24 protein-coding genes and 2 other annotated features (1 of these 26 running past the window's edge) are annotated in these 25,919 nt (G+C 39.9%); of the genes, 20 read left to right on the top strand and 4 right to left on the bottom strand.

Annotation, left to right across the window (positions count from 1 at the left end; genetic code table 11):
* Nucleotides 1-105: a binding site (T-box leader), on the top strand; it begins 133 nt to the left of the window's first position.
* An 88-nt stretch (nucleotides 106-193) separates the two neighbouring features.
* From epsC to JHE06_RS11870, 6 genes are all read left to right on the top strand, one after another.
* Nucleotides 194-724, top strand: coding sequence for a serine O-acetyltransferase EpsC (gene epsC / locus JHE06_RS11895; RefSeq protein ID WP_058919533.1), 531 nt, complete (start codon nucleotides 194-196; stop codon nucleotides 722-724).
* 36 nt (nucleotides 725-760) lie between these two features.
* A complete protein-coding gene (gene cysS, locus JHE06_RS11890) occupies nucleotides 761-2,167 on the top strand; it encodes a cysteine--tRNA ligase (RefSeq protein ID WP_058919532.1) in 1,407 nt (468 codons plus the stop codon).
* 7 nt (nucleotides 2,168-2,174) lie between these two features.
* A complete protein-coding gene (locus tag JHE06_RS11885; protein ID WP_058919531.1) occupies nucleotides 2,175-2,588 on the top strand; it encodes a Mini-ribonuclease 3 in 414 nt (137 codons plus the stop codon).
* Nucleotides 2,575-3,417, top strand: a complete 843-nt coding sequence (gene rlmB, locus JHE06_RS11880; RefSeq protein ID WP_082664221.1) for a 23S rRNA (guanosine(2251)-2'-O)-methyltransferase RlmB — start codon at nucleotides 2,575-2,577, stop codon at nucleotides 3,415-3,417. Before JHE06_RS11885 ends, rlmB begins: the two co-directional genes overlap by 14 nt.
* A gap of 35 nt (nucleotides 3,418-3,452) precedes the next feature.
* Nucleotides 3,453-3,980, top strand: a complete 528-nt coding sequence (locus JHE06_RS11875; RefSeq protein ID WP_058920294.1) for an NYN domain-containing protein — start codon at nucleotides 3,453-3,455, stop codon at nucleotides 3,978-3,980.
* 109 nt (nucleotides 3,981-4,089) lie between these two features.
* Nucleotides 4,090-4,683 (top strand): sigma-70 family RNA polymerase sigma factor, encoded by a 594-nt coding sequence (locus JHE06_RS11870; protein WP_236253517.1) that lies wholly within the window; start codon nucleotides 4,090-4,092, stop codon nucleotides 4,681-4,683.
* A 201-nt stretch (nucleotides 4,684-4,884) separates the two neighbouring features.
* Here the strand turns inward: JHE06_RS11870 and JHE06_RS11865 are convergent, their stop codons facing one another.
* The 3 genes from JHE06_RS11865 to JHE06_RS11855 all read right to left on the bottom strand — a co-directional run bounded on the left by JHE06_RS11865 (nucleotide 4,885) and on the right by JHE06_RS11855 (nucleotide 8,541).
* The gene (locus JHE06_RS11865) at nucleotides 4,885-5,865 is read right to left on the bottom strand and encodes a polyprenyl synthetase family protein (RefSeq protein ID WP_058919529.1); all 981 of its coding nucleotides are present in this window, start codon (nucleotides 5,863-5,865) and stop codon (nucleotides 4,885-4,887) included.
* A 38-nt stretch (nucleotides 5,866-5,903) separates the two neighbouring features.
* Entirely contained in the window at nucleotides 5,904-6,482 is a 579-nt protein-coding gene (locus JHE06_RS11860; RefSeq protein WP_058919528.1) for a Gx transporter family protein, read from the bottom strand.
* A gap of 196 nt (nucleotides 6,483-6,678) precedes the next feature.
* Nucleotides 6,679-8,541 carry an NAD(P)/FAD-dependent oxidoreductase gene (locus JHE06_RS11855; protein ID WP_201088884.1) on the bottom strand — a complete coding sequence of 621 codons (1,863 nt, stop codon included), beginning with the start codon at nucleotides 8,539-8,541 and terminating at the stop codon, nucleotides 6,679-6,681.
* A gap of 362 nt (nucleotides 8,542-8,903) precedes the next feature.
* On the opposite strand from JHE06_RS11855, the gene JHE06_RS11850 reads away from it, so the two are divergent.
* From JHE06_RS11850 to nusG, 6 genes are all read left to right on the top strand, one after another.
* Nucleotides 8,904-9,431, top strand: coding sequence for an FMN-binding protein (locus JHE06_RS11850; RefSeq protein WP_058919526.1), 528 nt, complete (start codon nucleotides 8,904-8,906; stop codon nucleotides 9,429-9,431).
* A 152-nt stretch (nucleotides 9,432-9,583) separates the two neighbouring features.
* Nucleotides 9,584-10,633: an FAD:protein FMN transferase gene (locus tag JHE06_RS11845; RefSeq protein ID WP_201088883.1), complete on the top strand. Its 1,050-nt coding sequence runs from the start codon at nucleotides 9,584-9,586 to the stop codon at nucleotides 10,631-10,633.
* Nucleotides 10,634-10,670: 37 nt separating this feature from the next.
* Complete coding sequence (gene menA / locus JHE06_RS11840; RefSeq protein ID WP_201088882.1) at nucleotides 10,671-11,612, top strand: 1,4-dihydroxy-2-naphthoate polyprenyltransferase; 942 nt, start codon at nucleotides 10,671-10,673, stop codon at nucleotides 11,610-11,612.
* Between the two features lie 159 nt (nucleotides 11,613-11,771).
* On the top strand, nucleotides 11,772-11,924 hold the full coding sequence (gene rpmG, locus JHE06_RS11835) for a 50S ribosomal protein L33 (RefSeq protein WP_058919523.1): 153 nt from the start codon (nucleotides 11,772-11,774) through the stop codon (nucleotides 11,922-11,924).
* A gap of 36 nt (nucleotides 11,925-11,960) precedes the next feature.
* Nucleotides 11,961-12,140, top strand: coding sequence for a preprotein translocase subunit SecE (gene secE / locus JHE06_RS11830; RefSeq protein WP_058919522.1), 180 nt, complete (start codon nucleotides 11,961-11,963; stop codon nucleotides 12,138-12,140).
* A gap of 170 nt (nucleotides 12,141-12,310) precedes the next feature.
* A complete protein-coding gene (gene nusG / locus JHE06_RS11825) occupies nucleotides 12,311-12,859 on the top strand; it encodes a transcription termination/antitermination protein NusG (RefSeq protein ID WP_058919521.1) in 549 nt (182 codons plus the stop codon).
* A 415-nt stretch (nucleotides 12,860-13,274) separates the two neighbouring features.
* Here the strand turns inward: nusG and JHE06_RS11820 are convergent, their stop codons facing one another.
* Nucleotides 13,275-14,036, bottom strand: a complete 762-nt coding sequence (locus tag JHE06_RS11820; RefSeq protein ID WP_201088881.1) for an NRDE family protein — start codon at nucleotides 14,034-14,036, stop codon at nucleotides 13,275-13,277.
* Between the two features lie 154 nt (nucleotides 14,037-14,190).
* Between JHE06_RS11820 and JHE06_RS11815 the strand changes: the two genes are divergently transcribed.
* From JHE06_RS11815 to rpoC, 8 genes are all read left to right on the top strand, one after another.
* Nucleotides 14,191-14,676 (top strand): hypothetical protein, encoded by a 486-nt coding sequence (locus tag JHE06_RS11815; RefSeq protein WP_058919519.1) that lies wholly within the window; start codon nucleotides 14,191-14,193, stop codon nucleotides 14,674-14,676.
* 124 nt (nucleotides 14,677-14,800) lie between these two features.
* Nucleotides 14,801-15,226 carry a 50S ribosomal protein L11 gene (rplK, locus tag JHE06_RS11810; RefSeq protein ID WP_058919518.1) on the top strand — a complete coding sequence of 142 codons (426 nt, stop codon included), beginning with the start codon at nucleotides 14,801-14,803 and terminating at the stop codon, nucleotides 15,224-15,226.
* A 97-nt stretch (nucleotides 15,227-15,323) separates the two neighbouring features.
* The gene (gene rplA / locus JHE06_RS11805; protein WP_058919517.1) at nucleotides 15,324-16,022 is read left to right on the top strand and encodes a 50S ribosomal protein L1; all 699 of its coding nucleotides are present in this window, start codon (nucleotides 15,324-15,326) and stop codon (nucleotides 16,020-16,022) included.
* 53 nt (nucleotides 16,023-16,075) lie between these two features.
* Nucleotides 16,076-16,203 (top strand) — a sequence feature (ribosomal protein L10 leader region).
* Between the two features lie 55 nt (nucleotides 16,204-16,258).
* A complete protein-coding gene (rplJ, locus tag JHE06_RS11800) occupies nucleotides 16,259-16,759 on the top strand; it encodes a 50S ribosomal protein L10 (protein WP_058919516.1) in 501 nt (166 codons plus the stop codon).
* 90 nt (nucleotides 16,760-16,849) lie between these two features.
* Nucleotides 16,850-17,215, top strand: coding sequence for a 50S ribosomal protein L7/L12 (gene rplL / locus JHE06_RS11795; RefSeq protein ID WP_058919515.1), 366 nt, complete (start codon nucleotides 16,850-16,852; stop codon nucleotides 17,213-17,215).
* An 88-nt stretch (nucleotides 17,216-17,303) separates the two neighbouring features.
* Complete coding sequence (locus JHE06_RS11790) at nucleotides 17,304-17,909, top strand: class I SAM-dependent methyltransferase (protein ID WP_058919514.1); 606 nt, start codon at nucleotides 17,304-17,306, stop codon at nucleotides 17,907-17,909.
* 334 nt (nucleotides 17,910-18,243) lie between these two features.
* Nucleotides 18,244-21,807: a DNA-directed RNA polymerase subunit beta gene (rpoB, locus tag JHE06_RS11785; protein ID WP_058919513.1), complete on the top strand. Its 3,564-nt coding sequence runs from the start codon at nucleotides 18,244-18,246 to the stop codon at nucleotides 21,805-21,807.
* A gap of 465 nt (nucleotides 21,808-22,272) precedes the next feature.
* Complete coding sequence (gene rpoC, locus JHE06_RS11780) at nucleotides 22,273-25,896, top strand: DNA-directed RNA polymerase subunit beta' (protein WP_058919512.1); 3,624 nt, start codon at nucleotides 22,273-22,275, stop codon at nucleotides 25,894-25,896.
* Nucleotides 25,897-25,919: the final 23 nt, after the last annotated feature.

The following is a 25,919-nucleotide window of genomic DNA, read 5'->3' as shown; positions in this document are numbered from 1 at the left end:
CTAACATCCGTTAACTTGTCCAAGGTAGTTGTTGAAGGAATACAAAAAATGTAGACCTGACAAACTACGAAGAAAAGTGGAACCACGCGAGACAGCGTCTTTTATGCAGATAAAAGGCGCTGTTTTGTTTTTTTTGACCCATTCATTTGGTTGCTAAAAGTTAAATTGTGCAATGAAAGCGAGGAAAGGGTAGATGAATAGGCTAAAGGAAGATATACAAACGATCAAAAAAAATGATCCTTCAGTAAAAAGTACACTTGAAATTATACTGGCATATCCAAGTTTTTACGCGGTCTTATTGCATCGGTTGGCACACAGCCTTCACCGTCATCGTTTTTATTTAATTGCACGAATTGTGGCTGCTGGCTCTCGTTTCATTACGGGAATCGAAATTCATCCGGGAGCTGTTATCGGCAGAAGGTTGTTTATTGACCATGGCATGGGAATCGTGATAGGAGAAACAGCTGTGATCGGAGAAGACGTAACCATTTTTCATGGGGTAACACTAGGCGGAACCGGTAAAGACAAAGGCAAACGTCATCCGACTATTGGAAACAATGTTCTCTTATCTGCCCATGTTCAAGTACTAGGCCCCATTACGATTGGCAATAATGCTAAAATCGGCGCTGCAGCAGTGGTTCTAGAATCTATTCCAGCTGATGCTACAGCAGTGGGTATCCCGGCAAAAGTTGTGAAAAAAGCGGGTGTCAAATTGCCGCACTAATTTTTTCAATAAATGAATGATTAAAGGAGAATAGATATGTTAAAAATATACAATACATTAACAAGAGAAAAAGAATTGTTTGTGCCATTAGAGACCGGCAAGGTAAAAATGTATGTATGCGGACCAACGGTTTACAACTACATTCATATTGGAAATGCACGAAGCACCGTTGCTTTTGATACGGTTCGCCGTTATTTAGAATACCGAGGCTATCAAGTGAATTTTGTCTCCAATTTTACAGATGTAGATGACAAAATCATTAACGCAGCTAAAGCGTTAAACTTAACGGCACCAGAAGTAGCTGAACGGTTTATTCAAGCTTACTATGAAGATACGATAGCGTTGGGTGTTGAGAAAGCGACCGCCAATCCGCGCGTAATGGATAACATTCCAGCTATTATTGAATTTGTTGCGGTTTTAATTGAAAAAGAGTATGCATACGAATCCGCTGGAGATGTTTATTACCGCACCCGTAAATTCAAAAAATACGGCCAGTTGAGCGGTATTTCTATTGATGAGCTGGAAATCGGCGCCAGCAATCGGATGGAAGCCAATGAAAATGAAAAAAAAGAAGACCCGCTTGATTTTGCCTTATGGAAAGCAGCTAAGCCAGATGAAATCAGTTGGAATTCTCCTTGGGGAGCTGGACGCCCTGGTTGGCATATTGAATGTTCCGTGATGGCAACCAAATATTTAGGCGATACCATCGATATCCATGCCGGCGGACAAGACTTGTCTTTTCCACATCATGAAAATGAAATAGCTCAAAGTGAGGCCAAAACAGGGCATACGTTCGCACGTTATTGGATGCACAATGGATTCGTGACGATGGATAATGAGAAAATGAGTAAATCGTTAGGGAACTTTGTCTTGGTTCATGATATTATTAAACAAGTCGATCCGCAGATTTTACGCTTTTTTATGGCTACGACTCAGTATCGCCGCCCGATCAGCTATAATGACGCAACGATCGATGAAGCACGCAACAATTTGACTAAATTAACCATGGCATTTGATAATGTTTCTTATCGATTAGCTGATGCAGTCGCACAAAAACCGGCTGACCAGCATGAATTGGAAAAATTAGCTGAATTTAAGCAGCGGTTCATAGCAGAAATGGACGATGATTTTAATGCGGCCAATGGCATCACAGTTGTTTATGAATTGGCAAAAGCCATGAACGTCTACAGCGAGCAAAAAGAAGTTTCAAAAACCGTGTTAGAAGCAATGTTAACGCAATTTCAAGAATTGATGCAAATTTTTGGGATCACATTCGGCAAAGAAGAGCTGTTGGATCAAAAAATCGAAGAGTTGCTTGAAGAACGTACGGCTGCGCGTAACAATAAAGATTTTCAAAGAAGCGATGAAATCAGAGATTTGCTAAAAGCGGAAGGAATTATTTTAGATGACACCCCACAAGGAACAAGATGGAGAAGAGGATAACAAAAAAATGACAGAAAAAAATTGGGCTCTTTTAAATGGGCTGGCATTAGCTTATGTAGGAGATGCGATTTACGAAATTTATATTCGCGAACACTTGGTTCAAATTGGGCAGACCCGACCAAACCAATTGCATAAAATTGCCACTAAATATGTTTCTGCTAAAGCCCAAAACAGCTTGATGCACGATATGCTGGCAGAAGAAAATTTTTTAACGGAAGAAGAAGTAGCTATCTATCGGCGCGGACGAAATGCGAAAAGCCATACGTCTGCTAAAAATGTTGCTGTGACAACTTACCGGGTCTCAACCGGTTTTGAAGCCTTAATGGGTTATTTGCATTTGTCTAAACAGACCGAACGTATGGAAGAATTGATCAACTGGTGTATTCAGAAAGTGGAGGTAGCAAATAATGTCCAAAGATAGAAAGAAATTTGAAAAACGAAGCTCGAGCCAACAACGTCCGAATCGTCAAAAACCGCAAAATAGACCGGTCGAACCGGTTGAAGAGGTGGAAGAAGAACGCGATTTAGTGGCAGGACGTCTTCCAGCAATCGAAGTGTTAAAGTCAGAAAGAGACATCAATAAAATCTTCATTCAAGAAGGACTAAGCGGTTCGAAAATGAATGAGATTCAACAATTAGCTAAAAAACGCAGTGTTCAAGTATCGTTCGTTCCTAAAGCAAAATTAGACCAGTTAGTTGATGGAGTAAATCATCAAGGCGTTGTTATCGCTGCAGCTGCGTTCCAGTATGCTACGATTGATGATTTGTTTGCGGCAGCGGCTGCAAAAGGGGAAGAACCGTTCTTTATTATTTTAGATGGAGTAGAAGATCCTCATAACCTTGGTTCCATCATGCGTACAGCAGATGCCAGCGGAGCACATGGTATGATCATACCCAAGAGACGTGCAGTCGGATTAACCGCTACTGTAGCCAAAGCTTCAACAGGAGCTATTGAACATGTTCCAGTAGCTCGTGTGACCAATTTGACCCAAACCATCAATGAATTAAAAGAACGTGGTGTTTGGCTTTATGGAACAGACATGGAAGGGCAAGATTATCGGCAATGGGAAACTAATTTACCGATTGGGTTAGTGATTGGCAATGAAGGCAAAGGCATTTCACGTTTAGTAAAAGAACAAATGGACGGCATGGTAACGATTCCGATGACAGGTCATGTCCAAAGTTTAAATGCGAGCGTTGCAGCTAGTTTGTTAATGTACGAAGTTTTCCGAGGAAGATCTGCAAAATAAGTTAAAATAAGATGAGAAGGGTGGGCGGATTTATCATGAAAAAAGAATTGTTAATTATTGATGGGTATAATATGATAGGCTCATGGCCAGAATTAGTGAAATTAAAAGACAAAGATGAGATGGAAGATGCTCGTGATTTGTTGCTGCATGAGTTAGCTAATTACCAACAATATGAAGGCATGGACATACGCGTGGTATTTGATGCCCAACTTGTTCCCGGAATCCAGAAAACGTACAAAAAATACCATTTATCGGTTGTTTTTACGAAAGAAGGAGAAACAGCGGATAGTTATATTGAGCGGATGATCGGAGAAGAAAATCTGCTGATCACTCAAGTAACCGTTGCCACTAGCGATCTTGCGGAACAATGGTTAGTCTTTCAAAGAGGTGCGTTACGTAAATCGGCTAATGAGTTGTATAATGACTTAAAACGCGCTAAAAAAGCCATCGATGCCGATGCAAAAGATTATCGTTTTCAAAATTACCGTCGAAATTCGCCTTGGAATCACCACCAATTAGATACACTAGAAAAGCTAAGAGATGACTTAACGAAAGAAAAATAAGGTGCTTGCTTATTTTTTGAGAATTTTCGAGAATAGTAGACTCAAAAATATAATTGTTGTTATTTTTTTAGCTTGAATAGTAGACCATCTAAAGGAGGAACAAGATTTGTTGGATAAGGAGAATTTTTATACGCAAATGAGCGACAGCGAATTGATTCAAAGCATTAAAGGCGGGAACGAAGAACCATTTGATATTCTTTTTGAGCGATACCGTGCTTTAGCCATCAAAATGACAAACGGTTATTATTTGAAAAGTTTCGAAGCGGAAGATTTTTTACAAGAAGCACGGATGATTTTTTTAAAAGCAATTCATACTTATGATAGTGAAAAAGGTCACACGTTCGGAAATTTTTATAAATTGAACTTAAAACACCATATGTTCAGCCTCGTGCGAAAAGATATGGCCAAGAAGAGAACCATTGAAAAGCTTGCAGAATCTTATGATAACTTGCTTGAAATGAGAGAAGGAATGCAGCATCCAAGGCACGGGAATGTAGAAACCCCTACGCTTGAACTGCTCCAAGTACGTGAAAAACTGGCTGATTATCAAGCGACTTTGTCTGAATTTGAGCAAAAAGTATTTTTAGATTATATTCACAATGTCGATGTAGAAGATATTGCGGAAAATTTGAACTGTGACCTCTCTCAAATAAAAAATGCTTTGGACCGTTGTAAGCGCAAAATGAAACAATTATTTGATTGACTCATTTGTGTCTAAAAGTTGATAACACTTCAATAAACTCGTTTTAAAAGATGCATTCAGCCTTAAATGAAAGCGGATACTTTCGGTGGAGAGCTGAAGTTTTTCTGGAAATACCCCATGTGTCTACTATTCTTGCAAGTTTTTAAACACTTGTAGAAAAAGCCTTTGAAAAGATTAGTCATCTTTTCAAAGGCTTTTTTATTATAGTCGGCGATTTAATAAGCTAAGAGTAACTTCGCGAATGATCTCTTTCTCAACTTGATCGGGCAATTGCTGAATACGTTTGAGAGCTTTTTGCGTATATTTTTCTGCTAACTTTTGAGCTTCAGCTAATCCGCCGAGTTTGATAACCAATTGTTGAACTTCTAGGGCATCCTCCTTGGTCATCTGTTCTTGTTTTGCAATCAATTGTTTTAAACGTGGATCATTTTTCCGCAAAGCGTAAATCAAAGGAGAGGTGTACACGCCTTGTTTGACATCTTCTAAAACGGGTTTGCCAAAGTTTTCTGTACTTTGCGAATAATCTAAGATATCATCCATAATCTGAAAGGCCATTCCAATATGACTGCCAATGTAATATCCGTTTCGAGCAAACCGTTCGGATTGTCCGCCTTCTAAAGCCCCAGAATAGCAGGCAAGGGAGAATAGCTGAGCCGTTTTTCCGGATATTTGAGTTAAATAATTTCGAATGGTCATCGTTTGTTTATAACGCAAATGCATCTGGTCTAATTCTCCTAATAAAATGCGTTCCATACCTCTCGTATTTATTTCGATTTGATTGTCTGTAGTCGCATAGGTTGATAAGAGCCGAAAACAGACTGTGAAAAGATAATCGCCCGCATAAACAGCTACATCTTTGCCATACTGTGCTTGAATACTAGGTTTTCCGCGCCTTTTCGGAGAATCGTCAATGATGTCATCATGAATCAAAGTCGCCATATGCAACAATTCGATTGCAGCAGCTACTGAACGGGTTCTTTCGCTATTTTGTTCTTTTCCGAATTTAGAAAAGAGAAGAGTGTAAGCAGGTCGGACCATTTTTCCGCCGGCATGAATACGATCTAAGAGCACGGATTCAATTTCTTTGTTTCGTAATCGAACTTGTTCACCCATTAATTGGGTCGTTTTTTCTAATTCTGCTGCTAATTCAGGATAGGTTGTCCATAAAGGATGGATCTGCATAGCTCTTTCTCCTTTCTTTTCTAAACGCTAAGAAGCGGTTAGCTTTCAAGTGGTTTGAACCATTTGGTCAGTTTTTTCTTTTTGGCAGGCTGATCGTAATAGACAGCACGAAAATCGCGTAGTGTACGGACATGATCCAATAAGTAATTAGCGGCAATGCCGATAGCAATGCCAGATAAGATGCCCATAAAGGAAAGAACAGGTAAGTAGAGCATCACGGTCCAGGTCTGTGAGATCCAGCTCGCTACCATCAACTGCCCGACATTATGCAAGATTCCGCCAGTGGCGCTGATGCCGATTATGCTGACATATTTAGAACCTAATTGTTTCACGATCATCATGCCTAGGTAACTGAGGAGAGCCCCGGCACAACTATACATAAAAGTAGACAATGTTCCGCCTAATAAAGTAGTCATGATCAATCGCATCCACACAACAGTGAAACTATCTTTAAAAGGCAGTGTAAAAATCGCGACGATCGTTATTAAGTTGGCAATACCTAGTTTTGCTCCTGGAGCAAAAGCGAAGGGAAAGGGTATGCTTCTTTCTACTAAACCAAGAATTACGGCTTGAGCGGCAAGCAAAGCGATGTAAACAATTTTTTGGTTTTTAGTCATAGGCCATCCATCCTTAGTTTAATAGTTATTATGAGTGTTCAAGAAAAATAGTAAGAGACAGCAAAGAATGGTCAAAAAAATCATTCTTTGTTCTATCTTAGCATTTTAATGGAGCTGACTGCTAATAAGGTAAGATGAGTGAAAACAGAGACGTTCTGCTTCCACACATCTTTACACAAATTAATATCTATTCGGTTTATTTATATAAAGATCTAGGCGTTCCATACCACCATTTTCCAGCAGCTTTTTGCACCCAGGGAATCACGTAGTAGTCTAAACCAAACGCACGTCCAGAACCATTCATTAGCGCGATCGCTACGAAAACGAACCAGATATTTACCCAGTAGAACATACCGGATAATGCGAAACTAGCAACTAATCCAATGGTCAAAGCACTCAACAACCAAACAAACAAACCGGCGATGATTGCTAACCCAATGGCAATTTCAAGCAAGGTCATTACTTTTTGGAAAATTAGCGCCACTTCTGGAGTTGGGACCATAAATTTCATTAAACTCTCAAACCAGGCTGGGGCTTTAGAGAACACCATCATCGGTTCTTCACCATACGCAAAGCTCAAACTAAAGACTGGTTTAGCAACTTCCGCAACGGCTTCTCCAGCATCTGCTGCTTCAGAAGCACCGGTTGTAGCTTCTTGTAACCATGAGAACGGCAAAACGACTTCATTGCCAAACCAGCTTGTTGTTCCAAATAAGCCGAAGACTTTTTTTACTCCTTCGAAAAGCCACATGCTTCCGTAGAAAACACGTAGCGGAACGCTCCAAAGAACATTTCCGTAGCGAGAAAGGTGTCCGCGGAAAATGTTGCGTTGGTCTTTTATGTGGAAAAATTCATGGAAAATATATTGAACGGCATAATAGCCTGAACGAATCCCAAAGAAATAATACAAGTTAACGAGGTGTTTCATTAAAACAGCTAAAAATCCGCTCAAATGAATGTTGTCGCCTAAGTGGGCAACGCCGTATTTAGAACCGATCGAAACCATAAATCCTTGATATTTTCCAACGTACTTCTGTTTCTCTGTATTTTCAATTGCAGCAATAATGTTTTCAGCAGCGGTATGTCCTGTTTGTTCAGCTGCTTGAACGATTTGCGGTGTTGGAGTATCTTTGAACTCTTCATAATAAACGAGGTCTCCGATAACATAAACATTCTCTAGGCCTTTAGCTTCCATGTATTCATTTGCTACCAAGCGTCCTGCTCGTCCTTCAACCATATCGAAAGCTTCGGTGTCCGTATTTGCTTTTACACCTGCTGTCCAAATCAAGGTGTGTGTCGAAATTTTTTCACCAGATTTCAGTGTAATGCTTTCAGCGTCAACGGCTATGATTGGAGAAGACTTCAATAACTGAATACCTTTCTTGGTCATAAACCGTTCTGCTTTATCTGCATCGCTGCGAGAGATCATATTAAGAATAGTTGGAGCAGCTTCAACAACGGTTAACGTGATTTCAGAAGCATCGATTTTATTGTCTTTTGCTAAACGTTTTTTCCAATCTAATAACTCGCCAATCATTTCGATCCCGGTAAACCCAGAGCCGCAGACAACGAACGTTAACATGGCTTTGCGTTTGGCAGCATCTCGTTCAAGGGCTGCTTTGGCGACTGTTTCTTCTATATGAGTGCGGATTTTCACGGCATCTTCTAAAGACCAAAGAGTAAAAGCGTGCTCTTTTACGCCGGGAGTCCCAAAATCATTAGGTTCTCCGCCCATACCTAAGATAAGGTAGTCAAAGGCGTAAACATCATTTTCGGTAACGACTGTTTTTTTATTGTGGTCAATTTCGGTTACGGTATCTGTTACCAAGTGAACGTTTTTCAAACGGCAAAATAAACGTTGCAGATCATATTGGATAGCGTTTGGTTCAACTCGTCCTCCGGCTACTTCATGTAATTCAGTCATATACGTTTGATACGAATTCCGATCGATAAGTGTGATGGTTACGTCGGGGTTCTTTTTAAATTGTTTTGCTAATTTTTTGGTGGCCGCAATTCCTGCAAATCCAGCGCCAACAACAACAATATTTTTTTGGGACATCTTTCCCACTCCTTTTATAGTTAATAGATCTATTGAGCATACTTGCGATTAACCTACCTTGAAAAAGTTATTTGTAAAGTCTATTTCTAAAAATAAAAATTGCTTAAAAAAATATTTAGTTAACTATTTCACAAGTAACTTCGAGTTTATTATATAAGATAAGAATCTGTTTGTCTAGTTATTGTTGTGGTTTTTTTAGTATCCAATGTACTGAAATGCTATTTTTAAAAAATGATTCATTAAACTTGTGAAAAAAGTAGACAACTAAAACGAAACAGGCTATACTGAACTCAGATATTCCTTTAGGTTGTGAATTATTTATCAAACTAAGGAGTAGACTAAAGGAAAGGTGGTAAATGATTATGGAAATCAAAAAAGGTTTTAAGTTGGCATCGGTTATTTTTACTTCAGCAATTGTTTTGGCAGCTTGTGGAGACAACACGGCCACGGAAGATACTGCTTCATCAGCGGTTTCAAGTGAGGTGGCATCAAGCGAAGTACTATCAAGTGAAGCAACTGTTGGCGAATTACAAGATGGAACTTATAAATTAGAAGAAAAAAACTTAGATGATAATGGTTGGAAAGTCAACTTTACTATGGTTGTCAAAGACGGCAAGATTGCAGAATCAAACTATGACTATGTGGACAAAGACGGCAATTTGAAATCAGAAGATGAAGGCTACCAAGAAGCGATGAAAGAAAAAACCGGCACAGGCCCTGCAGAATACATTCCTGAATTAAATGCAGAGTTAGTGGCTAAAGGCGACCCGGCTGAAGTTGAAGTCGTAACCGGAGCTACTCACTCAGCAGAAGCGTTCAAGATGTATGCTCAACAATTGGTAGATGCTGCTGAAGAAGGAAATACAGAAACGATTATGGTAGACAATTAATAATCAATAGAAGAATCATCTTTCGCTAGCCGGCATCCGTGCTCAGTAGGTCTTAGATTAACTTCTAGGACCTATTTAACTGTTTTTATAGGCGGCGGGTTAGATATAATGAATACAAAGAACGGATAAAAGTGATAAAGGGGTTCTGAGAAATGAAACAATGGAAAATGCTCTTTTCTTTAATCGTTGCTTTGTTGATTGTTACAAGCTGCGGCAAAGAAAACGAAGCACGCGACTTAGTGAGCGATCCTTATAGTCGGACAGGATTTATGATGGGAACCGTTGTAAATGTAAAAATTTATAATGAAGGAAAAGAAGAGGTGTTAACAGCTGTTTTTGACCGCATGGAAGAATTGGCGGGAAAAATCACCGTGGATGAACCGGGATCAGAAGTTGAAGCGATCAATCAACAAGCTGGTATTGCTCCAGTAGCTGTTTCGGAAGATGTTTACGAGTTATTAGAAGCTGCATATGCTTACAGTGAAGAGACCCGCGGAAGTTTTGATATGACGATAGGGCCGTTGACTGAATTGTGGCATATCGGGTTTGACGATGCCCGAAAACCGGAACAAACTGAAATAGACGAAGCTTTAACATTAGTAGATTACCGACAAGTTGAGTTTGATGAAGCCAACCAGACGGTCTACCTTCCAAAGCAAGGGATGCGGTTAGATTTAGGTGCTATCGCCAAAGGTTACATCACCGATGAAGTCGTCAAAGTATTGAAAGAACACGAAGTAGATACCGCTATTGTGGATCTTGGCGGGAATGTTTTTGTGTTAGGCCACAGTCCGCGAGCTGAAAACGCAGATTGGAACGTTGGTGTTCAAGATCCTTTTGAAACAAGAGGGGAAATCTTGGGTTCCATTCCGGTCAGCAATCAAACGATAGTGACATCTGGTATTTACGAACGTTTTCTTGAAGTAGATGGAATGCAATACCACCATTTGATGGATCCGGAAACGGGTTACCCTTTTGACAATGAAATAGCCGGAGTCAGCATTATTTCAGAAAAATCTATTGATGGGGACGGGCTTTCAACAGCGGCTTTTTCAGATGGGCTTGAAGCTGGACTGGACTATATCGAACAAATAGAAGGTGTTGAAGCCATTTTTGTGACTAAAGATCGTAATGTCTATGTAACAGATGGATTGAAAAAAGGCTTTCATTTAAATAACGACACATTTACTTTACAAGAGTGAAAGAACATAAATAAGACTCAAGAAAGCAGGTGATGTAATGAAGGCAGCAACTTTTTTTAAATTAGTAGAGATTCAAACCAAAATTGCCAGTCTTTTTCCTTTTTTATTAGGGACATTGTTTGCCAGCTATTATTTTAAAGCCGTTAACTTTGGGAATACGATCGTTTTCTTTTTAGCGATGATTATTTTCGATATGACAACGACAGCTATTAACAACTTAATGGATTATCAAAAAGCAAAAGACAATGGCTACAAAGATGATGTCAATATTATTGGGCAAGAACGGATTTCTGAAGCGATCGTGATTCGTTTGATTCTAATGATGTTGGCAACAGCAGCGCTCCTTGGCCTATGGTTAGTAGTGCGGACAAATGTATTGTTATTCTTTATGGGAGGCGCCTGTTTTGTTATTGGAGTTTTTTATACATTTGGACCGGTACCGATTTCTAGAATGCCTCTGGGAGAAGCTGTTTCTGGATTAGTGATGGGATTTGGTATCTTTTTTATAGCGGTATATGTGAACATTCCCTCAGAACTCTTGCTCAGTTTAGCTTTTCGAGGAGTTGTTTTTTCATTAACGGGCAACCTCTTAACGATTATTAAAATCTTTTTTGTCTCACTGCCCACAGTCTTTCTAATTGCCAACATCATGTTGGCCAATAATATTTGTGATTTAGAACAAGATATTAGCAATCATCGTTTTACACTGCCTTTTTATATTGGGAAAAAGAATGCAGTAGGGCTTTTTAATCTTTTAATGTATGCTGCTTACGGAGTTGTAGTAGGGGCTGTTCTATTGAAATTGCTGCATCCTGTATTATTAGGAGTGTTGCTCACACTGGCTCCTGTTAGGGAAAATCTTGCGCAGTTTAATCAACGGCAAGTTAAAGAAGAGACGTTTTCGGTGGCGATTAAAAATATTTCACTTTTTAGCGGAGCAGAAATTCTTTTGTTGGCCCTTAGTTTATGGCTGCCTTAAAGGAAGCTGAGCGATTTTTACTTTTCAACTGGTGAAGTTTATTTACAATTTTACGATAAGGGTTATACTGCTGAAAAAAGAACAATTGACACCATGGAAGAGTGATGGTAAGTTTAGGGAGATGTTACTCGCCAATTCAGAAAGTATAGGTGGAAAAAAATGAACACTAAAAAAGCAGCGTTAGCCTGTTCTGTGTGCGGCTCTAGAAATTATTCTAAAAAGGTCAACAGTGCTGGCCGTACAGAGCGATTAGAAGTAAAAAAGTTTTGTAAATATTGCAATCAACATACCGTTCATCGTGAAACAAAATAACAAAAAACAGTTAGGTGTCCGTTCGGAGGGAATAACATGGGAAAAATAAAAAACTTTTTCGGTGACGTACGCCGAGAAATGAAACAAGTTACTTGGCCAACGAGCAAAGAATTAAAGAAAAACACGCTGATAGTTTTTGGAGTTTGTTTATTATTTGCAGTTTTCTTTATGGTTGTTGACTTTGGAATCGTCTCTATTCTTGATTTTATTTTATAAAATTAGCAGGAACCACTAGCGGGTTTGTCCGTTAGATGGTATACTTAATGCAAATAGATAGCGCGTAGAACCTTCTTTAATCCTAAGTGAATGAAGGTTTTTTTGTGTGTCGTGAATAAGAATGAAACAAATCAATTGAAATTGAACTAAAAAGAATAGGAGTGGTTGAGATGGAACAAGTTGAAATCGAAAAACACTGGTATGTCTTACACACATACTCAGGATACGAAAATAAAGTAAAACAAAACATCGAATCGCGTGCGAACAGTATGGGGATGGAAGATTATATCTTTCGCGTTGTGATTCCGGAAGAAGAAGAAACAGAAACAAAAAATGGGAAAGAAAAAGTGAGCATGAAAAAGACATTTCCGGGATATGTTTTAGTGGAAATGATCATGTCTGACGATTCTTGGTATGTCGTACGGAATACTCCCGGTGTTACTGGGTTTGTTGGCTCTCATGGAGCTGGAAGCAAGCCGGCACCGTTATTAAAAGAAGAGATCGAAGCTATCTTGCGTCGTTTAGGCATCAGCACGCGTCATAAAGAAGTTGAGTTTGAAGTCGGCGAAACTGTAACGATCATTGAAGGCGCGTTTAGCGGTATGACCGGGAAAGTTACCGAGATTGAATATGAGAAAGCTAAACTGAAAGTCAATGTTGAAATGTTTGGTCGTGAAACGAGTACTGAACTTGATTTCGAACAAGCAGATAAACTTTAATCACCATTAAAAACGGGCCCTTTGGCAAATCGTGTTGGTAACTCTTAAGGGTGGGAATTTCCTCCGGAAATTTCAAGTTTGTAGCATGAAGTCCCTTCCTTTATCAACATCAAAAATGAAGGAACCTTTTATTCTAACGGTGAATTTTGACTGTAATTATTTTTTCACAAAAAATAATGTAGTGATTTTGATTCACCAACGTTAAGTATTATAGAACCTAAAAACGAAAAGCTTTTTGTCGAAGACCAGCAAATCTTATGGATCAGCTGTCTCTGGCAAAAAGCTTCTTTTGTATTTTTGGCTCTTTGTTAAATCGTATTGGCGACTCTTGGGCAGGAAGATTTCCGCCAGAAATTTCAAGGTCGTGGAGTACAGTCATGACGTTTGCTGATATCAAAGAGGATAGCCCTGATTTTTAAGGAGTGATTTGAAACTGGAATTGGTTTTCTTCAATCTGTTCGGTCTGATTGTAGCGTCGTTCTGCAAATGTGACAAAATCGTTGTTATCGATGAATAAGGCTGTGGAAGAAACTGTTCCATATAAAGAGCTGCTGATAAAGAGAGTATCTGTTTCTTGATTTGTGTTTGTTTTTTGCGAGTTGGCTGTATCAGCCGGCTTTCCAAAAAGGTCAAGAAGAACAGTGGGAGATAGAGTTGCACTTTGTTTAACGTACTGCGCTAATCGTCGATTGCCTTCCACAACTTTAGGCCAAGGAGTATCAAGCGTAGCATTGCTCAGTCCGTGTGCTCCTGGCGAAAGCGGTATGAGTTGATCTAGGCGGCTATTGTAATGCATCAATGTTTCAGAATCTCCAACGAGCAAGTTGAACCCGTCGAATAGAGAACGTTGTTTCCGTAAATCATGCAAGAAGGTTTCTGGGGACATCTCGGTTGTTAAATAGTGCTGGACGATCGTTCCGCGGGATCGTGGTTTTGGTTGGCTGGCCATACTGGCTGTAGCAGAAGAGTGAGCATTCGTTAGAGCTGCGAAGCGCCCTGTTTTAGTGATGCCTAACCATGTTCCGAACTTACGCAAATCCCGGCCTGCTAAAATAAACGGTTCGTCTTCCCAAAAATGAGCTGCGGCAGTTGGGCGGTCATAAGCTTCATCACGGTTAGCGACTAAGATAAGTTTGTAATTAGGGTGTTCATGGAATTGGAAATTAAGCAAGCACATAGCGGACTTCCTTCCTATTGGTTTCTTTCTTAAGTATACTTAAGCTTAGAAAGCAATGCAAAAACAAGAAGTGCAGCTGAGCAATAAAGACTGTGCTATACTGTTGCCTTGAAACCGTTGTTGATTTGTAAGTTGCATTTTGGAGGGAACAGAAATGAAAGAAGCTATTTTACTGTTGGCTAAGCTGGTAAATGAGGTGCACGATGTCTTGGCGTATCAATTTGGCGTTCGTATGACTGATAAGGATTTGCATTTTTGGGTTATGGGCATCATTGGGATCATCTTTTTCCTGTTCGTCTATGTATTCTTTAAAGCGATTGAAAAAATGAAATTCAGCACAACCATTTTGGCATTTATTTATACCTTTACTATGATGGTGGTTTTAGTATTTGCGATTGAAATACAACAAGCGATCACGAATCGAGGCAATATGGAATTTGCAGATGCTGCCATCGGTTTATGGGGTTTTTTAGTTTTTTTCTTTGGTTATGCACTATTTGCGGGTATTGTTTACAGCGTTGTCCGTTCAGTGAGAAAAATGAGAAAGCAGCCGGAACAAACAGAAAAACAACTAGAAATAGAAGTTGAGGATAAGCCGACTAGACGCTATCGAACAGAAAAACGAAAAAACAAAAAATAGGGGTTGTCGTTAAGTAAAAGAGATGGTATAGTAATTGGGTACGTTTTGACGTATGCAAGAATGTGGGAGGGGAAATTTTAACCCCATTAACCACATCACGGACTCATTCAAGGAGGTATGTCTCGTGGCCAAAAAAGTTGTTAAGATAGTTAAATTGCAGATTCCTGCAGGAAAAGCAAATCCAGCTCCACCAGTAGGACCAGCTTTAGGTCAAGCGCAAGTGAACATTATGGGATTCTGTAAAGAATTCAATGCTCGTACGCAAGATCTAGGTGGCTTACTAACACCAGTTGTAATTTCTGTTTATGAAGATCGTTCATTTACATTTGTTACAAAAACACCGCCTGCTGCTGTTTTACTTAAAAAAGCTGCTGGTATTGATAAAGCATCTGGTGAACCAAACAAGAAAAAAGTTGCAACTGTTACAAGTGCACAAGTAAGAGAAATTGCTGAAACTAAAATGCCTGACCTAAACGCTGCTTCAGTTGAAGCTGCTATGCAAATGGTTGAAGGTACTGCACGAAGCATGGGATTTGTTGTAGAAGGCTAATCTCGAAACACGCTTCTCAGTGTCTCTCGTATGAAAGAAGACGAGGATCAAGTGGGAGGTAAAACCGTTATAACCACAATCAAGGAGGAAATGAAAGATGGCTAAAAAAAGTAAACAATATTTAGCAGCTTTGGAAAAAGTTGACACTGAAAAACTTTATTCTGTAGAAGAAGCTGTAGCTTTAGTGCAAGAAACAAACTATGCTAAATTTGATGCAACTGTTGAAGTAGCATACAGACTTGGTGTTGACCCTAAAAAAGCTGACCAACAAATTCGTGGGGCAGTTGTTCTTCCAAATGGAACAGGTAAAACACAAAAAGTTTTAGTTTTTGCTAAAGGTGAAAAAGCTAAAGAAGCAGAAGCAGCAGGAGCAGACTACGTCGGCGACGCTGAACTTGTTCAAAAAATCAATGGCGGATGGTTTGATTTCGACGTTGTTGTAGCAACTCCGGACATGATGGCTGAAGTTGGTCGTTTAGGACGCGTTTTAGGACCCAAAGGATTAATGCCTAACCCTAAAACAGGAACAGTTACAATGGATGTTGCTAAAGCAATCAATGAAATTAAAGCTGGTAAAGTAACGTATCGTGTTGATAAAGCAGGAAACGTTCACGCTCCAATCGGTAAAGTATCGTTTGATGCAGCTAAATTGGTTGAAAACTTTGCAACGATCCAAGACACAATGGTGAAAGTAAAACCTTCAACTGCTAAAGGCGACTACATTAAAAATGTTACCATTACAAGCACGTTTGGACCTGGTATCAAAGTTAACGTAAGTACGTTTAACAAAGCTTAATTTAAAAAAACAAAAAATGTCTTGACCTGGACGGTTTGAGTTGATAGAATCGTCTAGGTTAAGAACTATTACCGAAGACAGTAGGTGGCTATATGCCTTAATTTCCTGCCGAGGATGATATGTGAAAGCATACAATACTCCCTCTATGTCTACGGTGACATGGAGTTTTTTACGTTATAGAGACTTTTTAGTTGATGAAGCGAAAAAATTCCAATCGATCGGGAGGTGAAAAGTTAATGAGTCAAGCAGCAATTGAACAAAAACAATTACTTGTTGAAAAAGCAACAACTCGATTCCAAAACGCAGCATCTGTTGTAGTGATGGATTACCGTGGTTTAACTGTTCAAGAAGTAACAGACTTGCGTAAACAATTACGTGATGCAGGAATTTCAATGAAAGTTATCAAAAACTCTGTGTTGAGCCGTGCAGCAGAAGCAGCTGGTTTAGCAGGAATGGATGATGTTTTTAAAGGACCTACTGCTATCGCATTTAGTGATGAAGATGTTATTGCACCTGCAAAAATCATCGCTGACTTTGCAAAAGAAGCACCAGCTTTAGAAATTAAAGGTGGCGTCATCGAAGGCAAAGTTTCATCAGTAGAAGAAATGAACGCTCTTGCAAAACTACCAAACCGCGAAGGTTTGCTATCTATGTTACTATCAGTACTTCAAGCACCGGTTCGCAACACTGCTCTTGTTATCAAAGCAGTTGCAGAATCAAAAGAAGAAGTAGCTTAATAAGAGAAATGGCTTATTGTTCGTTTGAACACGTAAGTTAAGTAAGATGAACAAAACTAACCTATAAACCTATAATGGAGGAAAATAACAATGGCATTAAACATTGAACAAATCGTTGCTGATTTGAAAGAATCAACAGTATTAGAATTAAACGACTTAGTAAAAGCAATCGAAGAAGAATTTGGCGTAACTGCAGCTGCACCTGTAGCTGCTGCTGGTGGCGGAGAAGCTGCTGCTGCTGAACAAACAGAATTCACAGTAGAATTAACTTCTGTTGGAGACGCAAAAATCAAAGTTATCAAAGCAGTTCGCGAAGCAACTGGTTTAGGCTTGAAAGAAGCTAAAGCTTTAGTTGACGGAGCTCCTGCACCAATTAAAGAAGACGTTTCTAAAGAAGACGCTGAAGCTATGAAAGAAGCATTAGAAGCTGTTGGCGCAACTGTAACACTTAAATAATCAATCTGCTTTAACAGTAGAATTTTTAGACACGCAGTTCGCTGCGTGTCTTTTTTAACTTTAAAGCTAAAATCAAGGAGGGTTTGATATGGCAGATCATTATTTCACGAATAAACCAAGCGCGGCAAGCGAACATTCAGCGTGGACATACGAATTGCGCGGCCAAACATTTAAGTTTGTTACGGACTTGGGTGTGTTTTCGAAAAAAACAGTCGATTTTGGGTCGCGTTTATTGGTTGAGACACTTGATTTAACTTCGTTAGTTGAGGGAGATATTTTAGATGTAGGCTGTGGTTATGGACCGATCGGATTGGCATTCGCCAAAGAAGCTAGTGAACGTACGGTAGAGATGGTCGATGTAAACGAGCGGGCGCTTGGCTTAGCTAAGCAAAATGCTTCTAATAACCGAATCGGCAATGTTTCTATTCATATTTCTGATATTTACGAACAAGTAGCGCAAAAAGAATTTGCAGCAGTCGTCAGCAATCCGCCGATTCGTGCCGGGAAATCAGTCGTGCACGGTATTTTGACAGGTGCTTATGACTATCTCAAAAAAGATGGTATATTAATGATCGTGATTCAAAAGAAACAAGGTGCTCCTAGTGCTAAAGCGAAAATGGAAGAAACATTCGGCAATGCAGAAGTCATTAGTAAAGACAAAGGATATTGGATTATCCAAAGCGTTAAACGGTAAAAACCAAAAAGATGGTCATCTTTAACAAAACAGGATTTATTGTGCTTGACAGAGGGCTTTTTTTTCGGTAAAATAATCTAATGCAGTAAGTGTGTCCAGTAGAAGTAAACTTGTTCTGAAATATTGTCCAGAATAGGTTTTTAAAGAAAAACAAAAGAAAATGTGATTTTTATTTAAAAGTTCACGACTCTTTTGGTTTTTTTTTGTCAAAAAATAGGGTTGCAGATCAAATGTTGCGTATTTTTAATAATTGTTACGCAATTGTAATATGTTGATCCGCCGTAAATTTTGATGGTCTACGTACACAATCAAAACATTTTGAGGGGTGAACAGGTTGGCAGGCCATTTAGTAAATTACGGAAAACACCGTACACGTAGAAGTTTCGCACGAATCAACGAAGTTTTAGAACTTCCGAATTTGATTGAAATTCAAACCAATTCCTACCAATGGTTCTTAGATGAAGGCTTACGTGAAATGTTTAAAGACATTTCTCCAATAGAAGACTTCGCAGGAAACCTATCATTAGAGTTCCTTGATTACCAATTACAAGAATCTAAATATACCGTTGAAGAAGCTCGTTCTCACGATGCAAACTACTCAGCGCCTATTTATGTGAAATTACGTTTGATCAATAAAGTAACCGGTGAAGTGAAAGACCAAGAAGTCTTCTTTGGGGATTTCCCTTTGATGACCGACATGGGAACTTTTGTTATTAACGGAGCAGAACGAGTTATCGTTTCTCAGTTGGTTCGTTCGCCAGGTGTTTACTTTAACAGTAAACTAGATAAAAACGGTAAAGAAGGTTTCGGATCTACCTTGATTCCAAACCGTGGAGCTTGGTTGGAGTACGAAACAGACGCAAAAGATATTTCTTATGTGCGTATTGACCGTACACGTAAAATCCCGTTATCTGTTTTAGTTCGTGCGCTTGGGTTCGGATCAGACGATCAAATCCTTGAGATTTTTGGAGAGAATGAAAGCCTTCGTTTAACTCTAGAAAAAGACTTGCACAAAAACGCCAGCGACTCGCGGACGGAAGAAGCGTTAAAAGATGTTTATGAACGTCTGCGTCCAGGTGAACCTAAAACAGCAGATAGCTCAAGAAGCTTATTGACTGCTCGCTTTTTCGATCCAAAACGTTATGATTTAGCAAACGTGGGTCGTTACAAAGTGAATAAAAAATTAAACCTAAAAACACGTTTATTCAATTTAACATTAGCTGAAACTTTGGTTGACCCAGAAACAGGAGAAATCTTAGTAGAAGAAGGAACTAAATTAGACCGTGACCAAATGGACATTTTAGATCCTTACCTTGATGCTGGTCTAAACAGTGTTACGTATTACCCAACAGAAGATGCGGTCGTTACTGAACCGATCACTCTGCAAGTTGTAAAAGTTGTTTCTCCAAAAGACCCTGAACGAGTTGTGAATGTGATCGGAAATGGCGTAATATCAACAGAAATCAAAAATGCTACACCGGCTGATATTATTTCTTCAATGAACTATTTCTTTAACTTGCAAGAAGGCATCGGCAATGTAGATGACATTGACCACTTAGGCAACCGTCGTATTCGTTCGGTTGGTGAACTATTGCAAAACCAATACCGTATTGGTTTGTCTCGAATGGAACGTGTGGTACGTGAGCGGATGTCGATCCAAGATATGGCTACCGTTACACCACAACAATTGATCAACATTCGTCCAGTTGTTGCGGCCATCAAAGAATTCTTTGGGTCATCTCAACTGTCACAATTTATGGATCAAACCAACCCATTAGGCGAGTTGACTCATAAACGTCGTTTATCTGCTTTAGGACCCGGTGGTTTAACCAGAGACCGTGCTGGATACGAAGTTCGTGACGTGCATTACTCGCATTATGGCCGTATGTGTCCGATTGAAACACCTGAAGGACCAAACATTGGACTGATCAACAGCTTATCTAGTTTCGCAAAAGTAAATAAATTTGGATTCATTGAAACACCTTACCGTCGCGTAGACCGCGAAACTGGTAAAGTAACAGACCACATCGACTATTTAACAGCAGATGAAGAAGATGCGTATGTTGTTGCGCAAGCAAATGCAGAGTTGAATGAAGATGGCACATTTGCGAACGATATCGTATTGGCTCGTTATGTAGAAGAAAACTTAGAAGTACCGATCGGCCGTGTAGATTATATGGACGTTTCTCCTAAACAAGTAGTTGCTGTAGCAACAGCTTGTATTCCTTTCTTGGAAAACGATGATAGTAACCGGGCATTGATGGGTGCAAACATGCAACGTCAAGCTGTACCGTTGATCAGACCAGAAGCACCATTAGTGGGGACTGGTATGGAACACGTAGCGGCAAAAGACTCAGGCGCGGCAATTATTTGTCAAAATGACGGAATCGTTGAATACGTAGACGCTAAAGAAATTCGTATTCGTCAAGACAACGGGGCATTAGATAAATACCCTGTTACAAAATTCCGTCGTTCAAACGCAGGTACTTGTTACAATCAACGTCCAATCGTTGCTAAAGGCGATCGCGTAGACAAAGGCGAGATTTTAGCAGATGGTTCTTCTATGGAAAATGGGGAAATGGCTTTAGGTCAAAACCCATTAGTAGCCTTCATGACTTGGGAAGGGTACAACTATGAAGATGCGATCATCATGAGCGAACGTTTAGTCAAAGATGATGTGTACACGTCGATCCATATTGAAGAATATGAGTCAGAAGCACGTGACACGAAACTTGGACCTGAAGAAATCACTCGTGAGATTCCTAACGTCGGAGAAGATGCTTTAAAAGATCTAGATGAAATGGGTATTATCCGCATTGGGGCTGAAGTTCTTGATGGCGATTTGCTGGTTGGGAAAGTAACTCCTAAAGGGGTAACGGAACTATCAGCAGAAGAGCGTCTATTGCATGCGATCTTTGGTGAAAAAGCTCGTGAAGTAAGAGATACTTCTTTACGCGTACCACATGGTGGCGGCGGAACAGTCCATGATGTTAAGATCTTTACTCGTGAAGCAGGAGATGAGTTATCTCCAGGAGTAAACATGCTTGTTCGGGTTTACATTGTTCAAAAACGTAAAATCAATGAAGGGGACAAAATGGCGGGACGTCATGGTAACAAAGGTGTTGTTTCGTTGATTATGCCGGAAGAAGATATGCCGTTTATGCCTGATGGAACTCCTGTTGATATTATGTTAAACCCATTAGGGGTACCTTCACGGATGAATATTGGACAAGTACTTGAATTGCATATGGGAATGGCCGCTCGCAAAATGGGCATTCACATTGCATCGCCTGTATTTGATGGAGCCAATGAAAAAGACGTTTGGGAAACAGTTCAAGAAGCCGGAATGGCTGCAGATGCGAAAACCGTTCTTTATGACGGACGTAGCGGAGAACCGTTTGACAACCGCATTTCTGTAGGAGTAATGTACATGATCAAACTGGCCCACATGGTCGATGATAAATTACATGCTCGTTCAACTGGACCTTACTCACTAGTTACACAACAACCGTTGGGTGGTAAAGCTCAATTTGGTGGACAACGTTTTGGTGAGATGGAAGTTTGGGCACTTGAAGCTTACGGTGCAGCTTATACACTGCAAGAAATCCTGACATACAAATCAGATGATGTTGTTGGACGTGTTAAAACGTACGAAGCTATCGTTAAAGGCGATCCTATTCCAAAACCAGGTGTTCCTGAATCATTCCGCGTATTAGTTAAAGAATTACAAGCTTTAGGATTAGATATGAAAGTATTGAATGCTGAAGATGAAGAAATTGAACTACGCGATATGGATGACGATGATGACATCGTAAACATTGATGCTCTAAGCAAATACGCTGAAGAACAAGAAAAAGTTCGCGCAGAAGCAGCAGAAAAAGAACGACTAAAAGATTAAGATGCGAAGCGCTCTGTTCAGCTCTGACAGAAAAATAGAAAAATTCCCGCAGAAGGCTGTAAGCCTTGAGGACAATTTTGTCTTTTTTCCGAAGAGCTAGAGCGCGCAGCTCAATTAAATTAGGATACGTAATACGCCTGATAGACTTGAAAGAAAAATAGGGAAGTACCGCAAGAGGCTAGAGCCTCGAGGATATTTCATCTATTTTCCGAAAGTCTGGCGTATGCAGTTCAACTAAGATGCGGAACACGCTTGATAGGCTCGAAAGAAAATTTGGGAATTCCACAGAGGATGTTTCATCCTCGAAGAAATTCATCTATTTTCCGAGAGACTAGCGTGTGCAGCTCAATTAAGAAGATGCGGAGAGTTCCTCCGGGGACTCGGGTTTCCGCTCTATTTTGTAATGAACCAAAACAGTGAGCAGATAGGGCAGCTCGATATAAAAAATAAAGGGAGGTAGGCCCCTTGATAGACGTTAATAATTTTGAAAGTATGCAAATTGGTTTGGCCTCTCCAGATAAGATTCGCAGTTGGTCTTATGGAGAAGTAAAAAAACCTGAAACCATTAACTATCGTACATTGAAACCTGAACGAGATGGTTTATTCTGTGAACGTATTTTTGGACCTTCAAAAGACTGGGAATGTGCTTGTGGAAAATACAAACGAATTCGTTACAAAGGCATCGTCTGCGACCGTTGTGGAGTTGAAGTAACTCGTTCTAAAGTACGTCGTGAACGTATGGGTCATATTGAATTAGCAGCACCAGTTACTCACATTTGGTATTTCAAAGGGATTCCAAGCCGTATGGGACTTGTGTTAGACATGAGCCCACGTGCTCTTGAAGAAATCATTTATTTCGCTTCTTACGTTGTTATCGAACCTGGTAACACACCGATGGAAAAGAAACAATTATTGACTGAAAGAGAATACCGTGAACGTCGTGATCAATATGGAACAGAATTCCAAGCTGAAATGGGAGCAGAAGCCATTAAGCAATTATTGAACGATGTAAATCTTGAAAAAGAAGTGACTGAATTAAAAGAAGAATTAAAAACAGCACAAGGCCAAAAACGGACACGTGCTATTCGTCGCTTGGACATCCTAGAAGCTTTCCGTAATTCTGGAAACCACCCATCATGGATGGTTATGGATGTTATTCCGATTATTCCTCCAGAGATTCGCCCAATGGTTCAATTAGAAGGCGGACGCTTTGCGACAAGTGATTTAAATGACTTGTACCGTCGTGTAATTAACCGTAACAACCGTTTGAAACGTCTACTAGATTTAATGGCACCGAATATCATTGTTCAAAATGAAAAACGGATGTTGCAAGAAGCAGTCGATGCTTTGATTGATAATGGTCGTCGCGGCCGTCCAGTTACTGGACCAGGTAACCGTCCATTGAAATCATTGTCACACATGCTAAAAGGGAAACAAGGTCGTTTCCGTCAAAACTTACTTGGTAAACGTGTAGACTATTCAGGCCGTTCGGTTATTGTTGTTGGACCAACGCTTAAAATGTACCAATGTGGATTGCCGAAACAAATGGCCATTGAACTTTTCAAACCATTTGTAATGAGAGAACTTGTTGCCCGCGATATCGCCAGCAATATCAAAAACGCAAAACGCAAAATCGATCGTCAAGACGATGCTATCTGGCCTGTCTTGGAAGAAGTTATCCGCGAACACCCAGTTTTGTTGAACCGGGCACCAACATTACACAGATTAGGAATCCAAGCTTTTGAGCCTGTTCTTGTAGAGGGTAAAGCTATTCGCTTGCACCCATTAGTCTGTGAAGCTTATAACGCCGACTTCGATGGAGACCAAATGGCTGTCCATGTACCGTTAAGTGAAGAGGCACAAGCTGAAGCGCGTATGTTGATGCTTGCTGCTCAAAACATTCTAAATCCAAAAGATGGTAAACCAGTAGTTACTCCTTCTCAAGATATGGTATTGGGGAACTATTACCTTACAATGGAAGAAGAAGGACGCGAAGGCGAAGGAATGACATTCAGCAGTTTGAATGAAGCATTGGTTGCTTACCAAAGCGGCTATGTGCATTTACATTCACGGATTGGAATCCGTGCAATCGATATTCCGAACAAACCGTTTACTGAATGGCAAAAAGATAAAATGATGATCACGACTGTTGGGAAATTGATCTTCAATGAAATCATGCCTGGGGAATTCCCATACATGAATGAGCCAACTCAAGTAAACCTTGAGGTTGCTACACCAGACAAATACTTTGTCGAAGCAGCAACGGATATTCCGGCTCACATTAAAGAGCAAGCGTTGATCAAACCATTTAAGAAGAAAAACCTTGGTAATATTATTGCAGAAGTTTTCAAACGTTTCAAAATAACCGAAACATCAAAAATGTTAGACAGAATGAAAGACTTAGGATACAAATATTCTACTATTGCAGGGATTACCGTAGGAATTTCGGATATCGTTGTCTTGCATGAAAAACAAGAGATGTTAGATGAAGCTCATGGACAAGTAGACAATGTAACCAAACAATTCCGTCGTGGTTTAATTACGGATGATGAACGTTATGAACGTGTTATTGCTATCTGGAATGCTGCTAAAGACCGTATTCAAGTGAAATTGATGGAAAGTTTAGATGACCGCAACCCGATCTTCATGATGAGTGACTCAGGTGCCCGTGGTAACATCTCCAACTTTACTCAACTGGCTGGTATGCGTGGATTGATGGCTGCACCGAATGGACAAATCATGGAATTACCGATCACATCTAACTTCCGTGAAGGACTATCAGTTTTAGAAATGTTTATCTCTACCCATGGTGCTCGTAAAGGAATGACCGATACGGCTCTGAAAACGGCTGACTCGGGTTACTTGACTCGTCGTTTAGTAGACGTGGCACAAGATGTTATCATTCGTGAAACAGATTGTGGAACGGACCGTGGTTTAGAAGTTACTGCTATTAAAGAAGGCAATGAAGTGATTGAACCTCTTGAGGAGCGTTTGTTAGGTCGTTATACACGTAAAACGATCTTTAATCCTAAAGACGGATCTGTTATCATCAAAAATAACGAAATCATCACAGAAGACATTGCAAAAGAAATTATAGACGCAGATATTGAACAAGTTACCATTCGTTCAGTATTTACATGTAATACTAAACATGGTGTTTGTAAGTATTGTTATGGCCGTAACTTGGCTACAGGTTCAGAAGTTGAAGTTGGAGAAGCAGTTGGAACAATTGCAGCTCAATCAATTGGAGAACCAGGAACCCAATTAACCATGCGTACTTTCCATACAGGTGGAGTTGCCGGAGACGATATTACTCAAGGTCTTCCACGTATCCAAGAAATTTTTGAAGCTCGTCATCCTAAAGGACAAGCTGTTATCACTGAAGTAACCGGTGAAGTCATTGCGATTGAAGAAAATCCAGCAGATCGTACGAAAGAAATTACGATCAAAGGAGTAACCGATACGCGTAGTTACCAAATTCCGTTTACTTCCCGCATGAAAGTTGCTGAAGGCGACATCGTTAAACGTGGTTCAAGCTTAATTGAAGGATCAGTCGATCCTAAACAACTATTAGGTGTCAGCGATGTTCTTTCTGTTGAAAACTATCTCTTACGTGAAGTTCAAAAAGTTTACCGTATGCAAGGGGTAGAAATCGGCGACAAACATATCGAAGTTATGGTTCGTCAAATGTTGCGGAAAGTTCGTATCATGGATCCAGGTGAAACAGACGTCTTGCCAGGAACGTTGATCGACATCCATGATTTCACAGACGAAAATAACCGTACGCTATTAGCCGGCGGTGTTCCAGCGACAGCTCGTCCAGTTTTACTTGGAATTACTAAAGCTTCTCTTGAAACAAATAGTTTCTTGTCAGCTGCTTCCTTCCAAGAGACGACACGTGTCTTAACAGATGCTGCTATTCGCGGAAAACGTGATCCGTTATTAGGATTGAAAGAAAACGTCATTATCGGAAAAATCATTCCAGCTGGTACAGGAATGCCGAAATATCGTAAAATGGAACCAAAAGGAGTTGGCGTTGTGAGCGAGAATGTTTACAGCATCAATGACAAAAAGGAACCGAATATATAAGATAAGTTAATAAGGCCGTTCAA

It is taken from the genome of Carnobacterium sp. CS13, from assembly GCF_016653495.1.
GTDB lineage: Bacteria > Bacillota > Bacilli > Lactobacillales > Carnobacteriaceae > Carnobacterium_A > Carnobacterium_A antarcticum.
This window is presented reverse-complemented; position numbering and strand designations above follow the sequence as displayed.